Source organism: Mesorhizobium sp. M5C.F.Cr.IN.023.01.1.1 (assembly GCF_003997585.1).
In the GTDB taxonomy this organism is placed as follows: domain Bacteria; phylum Pseudomonadota; class Alphaproteobacteria; order Rhizobiales; family Rhizobiaceae; genus Mesorhizobium; species Mesorhizobium wenxiniae.
The window spans coordinates 19043-30293 of sequence record NZ_RZSU01000081.1; the positions used below are offsets into that span (position 1 = coordinate 19043).

Annotated in this window: 10 protein-coding genes; all 10 read right to left on the reverse strand. The window is 63.2% G+C overall.

Going from position 1 to position 11251, the window contains the following annotated elements:
- Positions 1 to 143: 143 nt before the first annotated feature.
- Positions 144 to 809: a protein-L-isoaspartate(D-aspartate) O-methyltransferase gene (locus EOA78_RS25960; RefSeq protein ID WP_206533502.1), complete on the reverse strand. Its 666-nt coding sequence runs from the start codon at positions 807 to 809 to the stop codon at positions 144 to 146.
- Entirely contained in the window at positions 806 to 1564 is a 759-nt protein-coding gene (gene surE / locus EOA78_RS25965; protein ID WP_127317605.1) for a 5'/3'-nucleotidase SurE, read from the reverse strand. Before surE ends, EOA78_RS25960 begins: the two co-directional genes overlap by 4 nt.
- Entirely contained in the window at positions 1564 to 3075 is a 1512-nt protein-coding gene (gene serS, locus EOA78_RS25970) for a serine--tRNA ligase (RefSeq protein ID WP_127317606.1), read from the reverse strand. Before serS ends, surE begins: the two co-directional genes overlap by 1 nt.
- Positions 3076 to 3232: 157 nt before the next feature.
- A complete protein-coding gene (tatC, locus tag EOA78_RS25975) occupies positions 3233 to 4042 on the reverse strand; it encodes a twin-arginine translocase subunit TatC (protein WP_127317613.1) in 810 nt (269 codons plus the stop codon).
- 44 nt (positions 4043 to 4086) lie between these two features.
- Complete coding sequence (gene tatB, locus EOA78_RS25980; protein WP_127317607.1) at positions 4087 to 4770, reverse strand: Sec-independent protein translocase protein TatB; 684 nt, start codon at positions 4768 to 4770, stop codon at positions 4087 to 4089.
- 29 nt (positions 4771 to 4799) lie between these two features.
- Positions 4800 to 5021 carry a twin-arginine translocase TatA/TatE family subunit gene (locus tag EOA78_RS25985; protein WP_029353164.1) on the reverse strand — a complete coding sequence of 74 codons (222 nt, stop codon included), beginning with the start codon at positions 5019 to 5021 and terminating at the stop codon, positions 4800 to 4802.
- A 179-nt stretch (positions 5022 to 5200) separates the two neighbouring features.
- Positions 5201 to 5980: an SMC-Scp complex subunit ScpB gene (gene scpB, locus EOA78_RS25990; protein WP_127317608.1), complete on the reverse strand. Its 780-nt coding sequence runs from the start codon at positions 5978 to 5980 to the stop codon at positions 5201 to 5203.
- On the reverse strand, positions 5977 to 6777 hold the full coding sequence (locus EOA78_RS25995) for a ScpA family protein (RefSeq protein ID WP_127317614.1): 801 nt from the start codon (positions 6775 to 6777) through the stop codon (positions 5977 to 5979). Before EOA78_RS25995 ends, scpB begins: the two co-directional genes overlap by 4 nt.
- Before the next feature lie 128 nt (positions 6778 to 6905).
- Positions 6906 to 7925 (reverse strand): beta-N-acetylhexosaminidase, encoded by a 1020-nt coding sequence (gene nagZ, locus EOA78_RS26000; protein WP_127317609.1) that lies wholly within the window; start codon positions 7923 to 7925, stop codon positions 6906 to 6908.
- A 151-nt stretch (positions 7926 to 8076) separates the two neighbouring features.
- Positions 8077 to 11251: SPOR domain-containing protein (locus tag EOA78_RS26005; protein ID WP_164783943.1), on the reverse strand; the 3175-nt coding region annotated here is incomplete at its 5' end.

Here is an 11251-nt window from a genome sequence, read left to right on the forward strand (position 1 = left end):
GCTGAGGTTCAGGTAAGGCCCCGGTCGCGGACGGGCGCGAAGCGACCAGACCAGTCGGTTGCGGCCATCACCTGAACTATCGACAGATCCTAGGGCAATTCCAGGAAAAGTGTGAACGGTTTTCCGTCCGGAATTGCGCAGCTCTATATGACCGCGGCTACGCTGCGCAGGATCGGCTGCAGGCGGACGAGGCCGATGTCCTCGCGTTCGAAGCGGCTGCCGACCTTGGTCAATTTGGCCAGCACCTGCTCGCCCTCCTCGGGTCCGATCGGGGCGATGACGATGCCGCCGCTCGACAATTGGTCGAGCAGGAACCGCGGCAGGCTGTCGAAGGCCGCCCACGCGACGATACGGTCGAACGGCGCTTCATTGGCCAGTCCGTTGGAGCCGTCCGCCTGGCGCACGATGACGTTGCCGATGCCGAGCGCCTCGAAGCGCTGTTTGGCTTGCTCGGCCAGCGTCTTGTAGCGGTCGATGGTGACGACCCGCGCGGCAAGTCGCGACATCACCGCCGCCGTGTAGCCCGACCCGGTGCCGATCTCGAGCACCCGGTTGCCCGGCTCGATGACAAGTGCTGCGATCACCGCGGCCTGCAGATCGGCGCCCTCGATCGCCTCGCCGCATTCGATCGGCAGCATACGGTCCGACCAGGCGATCGGATGGAACTGCGCGGAAAGGAAGCCGCGCCGCGGCGTCGCCTCGAAGGCGGCGATCAGCGCCTTCGGCACCACGCCCTTGCCACGCAGGCGGAGCAGGAAAGCGGCGAAGCCTTCGCGGTCGTCGAGCGTCGGACCGTGGTTCAGGTTCATGCGAGCGCCTTGGTCAGTTGATCGCGGATTTCATGAGCGGTGAGATCGAGCTGCAGCGGCGTTACTGACACCAGCCGGTTGCGCATGGCATAGAGGTCGGTGCCTTGCTTGCCCTCGACCGGCTCGCGGCCGAAGCGCAGCCAATAATAGGGAAGTCCGCGGCCGTCGCGGCGCTCGTCGACCCACAGGCTGTGGACGAGCTTGCCTTGCGAGGTGACCACCGTGTCGGCGATCTCTTCGGGAAGGCAATTGGGAAAATTGACGTTGAGCAGCACGCCGTCCGGCAGCGGCATGGCGACAAGCTTCTTGAGCAGTGCCGGCGCCAGCGCCTCGGTGGTTTCGTAGGGAACGACGCGATCCTCGCCGACATAGGAATAGGCCTGGCTGAAGGCGATCGAGCGCACGCCGAGCAGCGCGCCTTCCATGGCGCCGGCGACGGTGCCCGAATAGGTAACGTCATCGGCGATGTTGGCGCCGGAATTGACGCCGGACAGTATCAGGTCGGGGGCTGCCGGCAGGATCTTCTTCACGCCCATGATGACGCAGTCGGTCGGCGTGCCGCGCACGGCGAAGTGTTTTTCGCCGATCTTGCGCAGGCGCAGCGGCTCCGAGATCGACAGCGAATGCGCGTAGCCGGACTGGTCCTGCTCCGGCGCCACCACCCAGACGTCGTCCGACAGCGTGCGGGCGATGCGTTCAAGCGATGCAAGGCCCTCGGCATGGATGCCGTCATCATTGGTCAGGAGGATGCGCATTATTTCGATTCGATCTTTTCCAGACCGCCCATGTAAGGCCGAAGCGCTTCAGGAATGGTTACGCTGCCATCCTCATTCTGGTAGTTTTCGATGACAGCAATCAGAGCGCGGCCGACGGCGGTGCCGGAGCCGTTCAGCGTGTGGACGAAGCGGTTGGCCTTGCCGTCCTTGTCCTTGTAGCGGGCGTCCATGCGCCGCGCCTGGAAATCGCCGCAGACCGAGCAGGACGAAATCTCGCGATAGGCGTTCTGGCCCGGCAGCCAGACCTCGATGTCATAGGTCTTGCGCGCGCCAAAGCCCATGTCGCCGGTGCACAGTGTCACGGTGCGGAACGGCAGACCGAGCCGCTTCAGCACGGTCTCGGCGCATTCGGTCATCCGCTCATGTTCGGCGAGCGACGAGTCCTGGTCGGTGATCGACACCAGTTCGACCTTGTAGAACTGGTGCTGGCGCAGCATGCCGCGCGTATCGCGTCCGGCCGAGCCCGCCTCCGAACGGAAGCACGGCGTCAGCGCCGTGTAGCGCAGCGGCAGCTTTTCATATGCAGTGATCTCTTCACGAACGAGATTGGTGAGCGGAACCTCGGCGGTAGGGATCAAGTAAAGAGAGATAGGTACTTCAATAGGTTCGTGAGGATCGCGCTCGTGAAGCCGGAGCTTCGTACCTACGAAGTTCTCCAGTGCACGATTAATGTATTGAATTTGCTCTTCTCTCATTTCCTCAATAGGCGGAAAATCTCCGCGTGGGTGCTTTTGTCGATAAGCTGATAAAAATTCTTGAGTAGCTCGAGCCATCGTGGGTCGTAGGTCCTCGATAGACGCGGACTTCTCGGTTTTGAAAAGGTCGCCTTCGAATTTAGGCAGTTGACCGGTCCCGAACATTGTATCCGCGTTCACCATCAGCGGCGGCTGGATCTCCTCGTAGCCGTGCTCGGTCGTGTGCAGATCGAGCATGAATTGGCCAAGCGCACGTTCCATGCGGGCAAGCTGGCTCCTCAGCACCGTGAAGCGTGAGCCCGAAAGCTTCGCCGCGCGCTCGAAATCCATCATGCCGAGCGCTTCACCGACCTCGAAATGCTCCTTCACCCAGTTCGGGCGCGTCGGCACCTTGCCGACGATGCGCTTGACGACATTATCGTGCTCGTCCTTGCCGACCGGCACGTCGTCGAGCGGCACATTGGGCAGCACCGCCAACGCGTCGTTCAGCGCCTTGTCGAGTTCGCGTTCGCGCGCCTCGCCGTTCTGGATGAAGGCCTTGATCTCGCCGACCTCGGCTTTGAGTTTCTCGGCAAGGGCGGCGTCGCCCGAACGCATGGCGTTGCCGATCTCCTTCGAGGCGGCGTTGCGGCGCTCCTGCCTGGTCTGCAGCTCGGTCAGATGTTCGCGCCGCGCCTCGTCCCTGGCGATCAGATCATCGACCGCGGACTGCGCGTCATCGCTGGACCACGAGCGCTTCTTGAGCGCGTCGACAAGGGCCTTCGGGTTGTCGCGAATCCATTTGATGTCAAGCATGGTCTTGAACGCTCCTGAGCTAGGCCAGAGGGCGTAAACCGCATCCTTGACCGATGCAAGACGTCAAAGTCGAGTTCCTTCACGCCCCTGTCCGGCAGGACAGAGGAGGGCGCTGTCCCGCAAATTTTTGAAGATAAAGCTACCCGCCTCAAGCAGCCTACGTCGACGACGCGTCCGCTGCCTTTTCGGCCGCCGCTTCCGCAGCCTCCCGCTTCTCGCGCGCCAGACGTTCCCGTTCCTTGCTGCGCTCGATCAGCCGGGCCGACCAGATCGAGACCTCGTAGAGAATGATCGTGGGGATGGCGAGGCCAATCTGGCTTATCGGGTCGGGCGGTGTCAGCACAGCCGCCACCACGAAGGCGATGACGATCGCCCATTTGCGCTTTTCAACCAGCGCCTCGGACGACAGCATGCCCACCCGCGCCATCAGGCTGGTCACCACCGGCAACTGGAACACCAGCCCGAAGGAGAAGATCAGCGTCATGATCAGGCTGAGATATTCCGACACTTTCGGCAGCAGCGAAATCTGCACCTGGTCGTCGGTGCCGGCCTGCTGCATGGCGAGGAAGAACCACATCACCATTGGCGTGAAGAAGAAATAGACCAGCGACGCGCCTATCAGGAACAGGATCGGCGAAGCGATAAGGAACGGCAGGAAAGCGCTGCGTTCATTCTTGTAGAGGCCGGGCGCGATGAATTTATAGATCTGCGTGGCGATCAGCGGAAAGGCGATCACCATGCCGCCGAACATCGCCAGCTTGACCTGGGTGAAGAAGAATTCCTGCGGCGCCGTGTAAATCAGCTCGACTTTGTGCGGGTCGAGCCCTGCCCATTGGGTCGCCCATTTGAACGGGATAACCAACAGGTTGAACAGTTGCTTGGCGAAGAAGAAGCAGAACAGGAAGGCGACGAAGAACCCGCCGATCGACCACATCAGCCGCCGGCGCAACTCGATCAGATGCTCCATCAGCGGAGCCGCCGATTTATCGATCTCGTCCTTTTCCGAAATGCTCACTTGGCGGCTCCCGCCATCTTTTTGGCGGCTGCAGTCGGCTTCTTCACTGCTGCCGGTGCAGGCTTCGGCTCGGCCTTTTTAGCTGCGGTCTTCGTCGCGGCAGGTTTTGCCGCTGGCCTCGCTGCGGCCTTGGAGGCCGGCATCGCTTTCGCTGGCGCGGCCTTCTTCTTCGCTGCCACGGCCTTTTGCGGTGCAGCCGGCGTCGCCGTCGCGACAGGCGGTGTCACCACCGACTCATCTGTCATCGCCGGGAAGGTCGGCGCCGCCGGCGCCGCTTCCGGGGCGTTGACGCCCGGCAGCACCGTCGCGCCATTCTTCAGCTCGGTATCCTGCGGCGTCGAAGCAGCTGGCGTGACCGGGTCGACTGCTGGCTTCGGCTTCATCACCGCGTCGACGCCTGAACGGACATCGGCTGCCGCCTGCTCGAACGGGTTGAGCTGTTTCCTGATCTCGGCGGCCGGGTTGAGGCTTCTGAGTGAATCGACCGACTTCTTGACGTCGTCAAGCTCGGCCTCCTTCAGCGCGTCGTTGAACTGTTTTTGGAAGTCGGCTGCCATGCCGCGCATCTTCGCCGTCGTGCGGCCGAAAGTGCGCAGCATCTTGGGCAAATCCTTGGGCCCGACGACCACGATCATGACGATCGCGATCACCAGCATCTCGGTCCAGCCGATGTCGAACATGGCGATGCGTTCCGACTAAAGTTTTGGGCTCAGCTCTTGCTGGCCTTTTCCTTCACTGCCGAAACGGTTTCGTCGGCGCGGTGTTCAACGGTGCGCTTGTCCTCGGCAACCTCGTCGTCGGCCATGCCCTTCTTGAAGCTCTTGATACCCTTGGCCATGTCACCCATCAGCTCGGGAATCTTGCCGCGGCCGAACACCAGCAGCACGATCACCAGCACGATCAGCCAGTGCCAAATCGAAAATGAACCCATAACAATCTCTCTCGAAAGTTTTCTCTGACGATGATCTATGCGCTTTCGCGTCGGGATTCAAACACAACCGCGACAGAGTTTTATAAATCAGTGGCCGAAGTCACGCACTTTCGGCGCCATAGCCCGCTACCAATCGGCGCAGCCGCGAAATACCAACGGCTTTCGGCACGTCGTTTGGGTCAATCTTCCTCGACGCGCGGCGTCAACAAGCCGAGTTCCTCAAGGTCGATGTCGGTCAGCGGATCCTCGTCGTCGGTCAGCGCATCCGGATCGGCCGGTGGCAGGGGAATGGTAAAATTCGACGGCATGCGGCCCGAAAGCAGCCCTGCACCCTTCAATTCCTCCATGCCGGGAAGGTCGCGGATCTCCTCCAGCGCAAAGTGGTCGAGGAAGATGTCGGAGGTGCCGTAGGTGACGGGACGGCCGGGCGTGCGGCGCCGGCCGCGCATCTTCACCCATTCGGTCTCCATCAGTGTGTCCAGCGTACCCTTCGAGGTCTCGACGCCTCTGATATCCTCGATCTCGGCGCGCGTCACCGGCTGGTGGTAAGCGATGATCGCCAGCACTTCGAGCGCCGCGCGGGAGAGCTTCCTCTGCTGCACCGTGTCGCGGCTCATCAGGAACGCGAGATCGCCGGCGGTACGGAACGCCCAGGCATCGGAGACGCGCACCAGATTGACGCCCCGCCGCGCATAAATCTGCTGCAGCTCAGCCATCGCCGCGGCAATGTTAATGCCGTCAGGCAGGCGTGCGGCAAGCTGCTTTTCGCTGACCGGCTCGGCGCTGGCGAAAACGATCGCCTCGGCCATACGCACGGCTTCCGCCATATGCAGCCGCTCGCCAGGGTTCAGGGACAAGTTCTGGGCCTGGCTTTCTGCCGGTGCCCCGGCGAGCACGCCCTCTTCGGTCTCGTCGTCGACCTTGAACGGAATGACCGAAGCGTTGGCGCGTTCACTCATGATGCCACCTCGACTGCCCTGATGCCTTGCGCACGGCCGCGCAGATAGAGCGGCGCGAACACCTCGTCCTGCCGCATTTCCATTTTGCCTTCGCGCACCAGTTCCAGCGTCGCCGCAAACGAACTGGCAATCGCGGTACGCCGCTCGTCCGGGTCGATCAGGTATTCGACCAGGAAACTGTCCAGCGCCCTCCAATCGGCAAGCGAGCCGATCAGCCTGTTCAGGATGTCGCGTGCATCCTTGAGCGACCACACACCGCGCTTGGCGATCGTGACATTGGTGATCGCCTGCTTCTGGCGTTGCGCCGCATAGGCGGTCAGCAGATCGTAGAGCGAGGCCGAATAAGCGTTGCGCTTCTCGACGATGACCATTTCCGGCATGCCGCGGGCGAACACGTCGCGCCCGAGCCGGTTGCGGTTGACCAGCCGTGCCGCCGCGTCGCGCATCGCTTCCAGCCGCTTCAAACGGAATTGCAGCACCGCCGCCAGCTCCTCGCCGCTTTCGCCGTCGTCGCCGGGTTGCTTGGGGATCAAAAGCTTCGACTTGAGAAACGCCAGCCACGCCGCCATCACCAGATAGTCGGCGGCAAGCTCCAGCCTGAGCGCCCTCACCTTCTCGATGAAGGCCAGATATTGCTCGGCCAGCGCCAGGATCGAGATGCGCGACAGATCGACCTTCTGGTTGCGGGCAAGATGCAGCAGAAGATCGAGCGGGCCCTCGAAACCGTCGACATCGACGACCAGCGCGGGATCGCCGGTCAGCCGCGAATCGTCGTTCTCGGCCCACAGACGGTCCATCGGTGCGGCCTTGCCCGCCTTGTTGTCCAATGTTTCCGCCACTTTCCTGTTGCTTTCCTTTGCTTCTATCTTCTTGTTTGACCATGATCTGTTCCGAACAACCGGCTCCCATTTTTCGGGATCATGGTCTAGGCCACCGCATCGAAATAGGTGGCGAATTCGGCGCGTATCTCGGCTTCATCAGCCCGATCGCGGTTCTTGATATAGGTCAGCGCCCGTTGCGCGCGTTGCAGCGACGTGCCTTCAAGCCCCGTTGTGCGCGACGCAATGCCGGCCATCTCCTCGAAAACGCCATTGCAGTGAAGGACCAGATCGCAGCCCGCCGCAAGGATCGCGGCCGCCTTTGTCGGGAAATCCCCAGAAAGTGCCTTCATCGAGGTGTCGTCGCTCATCAGCAGCCCGTCGAAGCCGATTTCGCCGCGGATGATCTCATCGATGACCTTGCCGGATGTCGTGGCCGGGTTCTTCGGGTCTATCGCGCTGTAGACGACATGCGCCGTCATCGCCATCGGCAAATAATTGAGCTCCCTGAACGGGGCGAAATCATGCCGCTGCAAGTCGCTCATCGAGGCATCGACGGTCGGCAGTTCGAAATGCGTGTCGGCAAAGGCCCGTCCATGCCCGGGAATATGCTTCATCACCGGCAGCACGCCGCCCGACATCAGGCCCTCCGCCGCTGCGCGACCCAGTTCGATGACGGAACGAGGCTCCTTGCCATAGGCGCGCGCGCCGATGACGTCGCTGGCGCCCTCGATCGGAACGTCGAGCACCGGCAGGCAATCCGCCGTAATGCCGTAGCGCAGCAGGTCGAAGGCATGCAGCCGTGCCATCAGCCAGGCGGCGCGGTTGCCGGCGTCGTGGTCGTTGCGCCACAGGGCCCCGAGCGCGCCACCGGCCGGATAATTCGGCGCCAACGGCGGGCGCAGGCGCTGCACCCGGCCGCCTTCCTGGTCGATGAACACCGGGGCGTCCGGGCGCTCGACACAGTCGCGCATCGCGGCGACCAGATCGCGGATCTGCTCGGTCTCGCCGATGTTGCGCGCAAACAGGATGAATCCCCACGGGCATTCATTGCGATAGAAATTGATTTCTTCGCGTGTGAGCGATTTCCCGGCGCAGCCGAGGATCATGGATTTTGATTCGGTCATGGGCAGGAGTTTAGAGCTTCACGCGGACAAAGGGAATCGCATCGAACCACATGCGGCCAGGACCCCTTCCAGAACACCCTTCCACAAAAAAACCGGCGCGGTTCGTGACCGCGCCGGTTCTTTCCGCCCAAGGGCGGGAGACTTGAAATGGCTAACGCGACACGAAGCAGTTGCCGCCGGCAGCCTTGTAGCTGGTGCACAGGTTGATTGCATCGTTGCGCGATTTCGCCGGGACGCGGACGCGATAGAAAGTTCCCTTGCCGGCGATCTCGGCCTTGACGATGTCGGCGGTATGGCCGGAAAGCACGCTGCCATAGCGGCGCTGCAGATCCTGATAGGTCGACTGGGCGCTTTCGACGGTCGGCTGCGAGGCGATCTGCATCGACCATGAGCCACCGCCGGTCGAGCCCGCCGCCGGATTGATGGACGCAACCTGGTCGGGCTTGACCTCCCCGACGACGTCGACCGGCTGGTCGGACGGACGCTGCGGCGCCACCGGAACCGAGGCCGGCGTATTGGCGGGCTGGGCGGTTTGGGCCTCAGACTCAGGCGCGGCTGCCGGCGCGGCCGTCGGATTGACTATTTCCGGCTTGGCTGTTTCCGGCTTGGCGGCTTCGGTCTGGTCGCCGCCCACTGGGTCGCCACCCAGTAGGTCGCCACTTGCCTGGTCGGCAACAGGCGGTACCGTACCGGTCTGTTGTTCTGCGTCGTCGGCCTGATCCGTCGGGGCCACATGCTGGGGCGCCGGATCGACAGGCTCGACGGCAGCCATCTGCGGTGCCGCAGGCGCCGGATCCTCGCGCGCAACCAGCGAGCCATCGGGTTTGACGACCATGGTTCTCACCTTGCGCGGCGCAACCGCGACGAGGTCGGGGTCGATGCCCTGGTCGGCCTCTTGCAGAACCTGGGCGATACGATCCTCGGATTTGGATGCCGGCACGGCGGCGACGTCGGGATTTCCAGCCGCTTGCGTGCCGCGGATCGCATTGGCGCCTTCAGCGGCGGCGGATTCGGCATTGCGGGTCGCATCGGCGGCTTCAGCCATGTCGATATCGTCAGGCGAAAGATCGACCACACGGCTCCGCGGCGGCTCCTTGGCCGCCACGTCCACCGGCTCTTCGGTGTTGGTGACCAGTTTTTCCTGGACCGGTTCGGCGGGTTTTGCGCCACCCTTGGCCACGGCGTCATAGACCTTATTGTCCTGGTTCGGCACGACGGTGCCGCCCGGATTTTCCGGCCTGACCTTGATCGGTGCGTTGTCCGCCTTCACGATGACCGGCGCATCGCTGCCGCCGGTGCCGCCGAAAGACAGCGCGAAGGCGCCGAGACCGCCGGCGAGCGCCACGGCGCCGACGACCGCGGCGACGAGCAGGCCGCGGCTCCGCGGCCTCGCGGCATCGTGCTCAGCCAAGCCGGGAACCGACATGGCCTCATCCAGTTCGGGGTCGTAGTCGAGTTCGTCCAAGCCAAAGTCGTCAGCCTGCGAAGCCGGCCGGCCGTTGGGCAAATCGCCCAGATCGAAGCCGCTGGCGGCATCGGCATAAGACGCACTGACAGACGCTTGTGCGGGTCTCGCCGCATAGGTCCGCGTTTCAACGCGGTCGGGCTCATAGCCTGACTGGAACCCGGCCGCTGACTGGAACCCGGCCGCTGACTGGAACCCGGAATTGTAGGATTCGTCGTCATACGCCGCACTGCGCGCCGGGGCGGCAGCGACGTCTACGGCGTTCATTTCCGTGAGAAGGCTGGCGAACTCGGTGTCGAGATCGTCATAGGCAGGCGCCGCCGGTTCCTCGTCATTGAAGTCGAGGTCCGGAATATCGAGGTCGTCCGCCAGCGCCACCACGCGCTCGGGCACATCGACCGTCTCGACATCGGGCATCTCGTCATACGCCGAAGACTGTTCGCTTTGCGCCGGCGCAGATGCCGCATCGGCGGCACGGTCTTCGGCCGGCTCATCCTGATAGGACGGTGCCGCAGCCATTGGCGGTGTCGCTTCCGTGGTCTTCACCGAAGTCGTCGGCTGGGCTGCAAAGGCAGGCTGCGACTGTGCGACCGGCGTTACGCGGCTCCACGAACGGGCCGGCGTCGGCGGGGCGGAAGGTGCCGCCATCCAGCTAAGCGCATCAGCCGGATCCTGCTGGGGAGCGGCGGCCGCAACGTCATCGCCATGATCCAGACCGATGTCCTTGGCAAACGCGGTATGCAATGCGTCATCGTCGAAATCGACATCGGCCTGCCCGACGGCATCTTCAGCGCTGAAATCCTGGCCCTCGAGCTCATCGAGGAGAACGCTATCGAGATCGGCGGCGGCGGCGTGAACCGCGCTACTATCCGGCGACCCCAAAGGGTCTTGCTCGTCGAGGCTCCAGTCCAGTTCTTCGACGGGATTCGCTGGTTTGACGGCGACCTTGTCGGTCGCGGTTACAGGGTGCTGAACCTTAGCGGGTTCGTTGGCCGCGGAGGCCGCCACGGGGGCAGCCCGTGTGCGCATGGTGCCCAACAGCGCGTTCAGCTCGTCTTCGAGGCTCCGCTCGTCAGCGATGGGGGCTGGCGCCGCCGGCTGGACTACGGCGGCCGGCGCCGTCGGTTGGGCAGCAACGCCGAAGGCCTGCGCAACCGGCTTTTCGGCTTCCTCGGCAAGCGCATCCTCGAAGCTCAGGTCAAAATCGGCGGCGAACGCATCTTCCGGGGTCTCGGCGGAAGGCTCGTGCTTGGCGACGATAGCCTCCGGTTCGTCAATTTCTGGCTCGTCAATTTCGACCGGTTCAGCCGTGCGAACGTCGAAATCCATGTCGACATCGACCATGATATCGTCGAAATGGCCGGCAAAGTCCTCATCGGACTCGTCCGAAACAGCCCGAACAGGCGCAGCAGGAGCTTCAACAGCGGCCTGCTCCATTGGCCCATGTTCGTCGAGCATCAACTCGTCTTCGAGCGAGCTTGCGACGGCATTGTCGAATTCGTCGTCGAAGGCGGGTTCGGCGGCCGGCGCGGAAACGTCGGCGGGTTCGGCAGCCTGCTCCATCGGCACGTGTTCTTCAAGCATCAGCTCGCCTTCGAGCGAGCTTGCGACCGCATTGTCGAATTCATCGTCGAAGGCGGGGTCGGCGGCCGGCGCGGGGATTTCGGCGGCTTCGCCAACCTGCTGCATCGGCACCTGCTCGTCGAGCATCAACTCGTCTTCGAGCGAGCTTGCGACTGCGTTGTCGAATTCATCGTCGAAGGCGGGTTCGGCGGCCGGCGCGGAGATTTCGGCGGCTTCGGCAACCTGCTCCATGGGCACCTGCTCGTCGAGCACCAGCTCGTCTTCGAGCGAGCTTGCG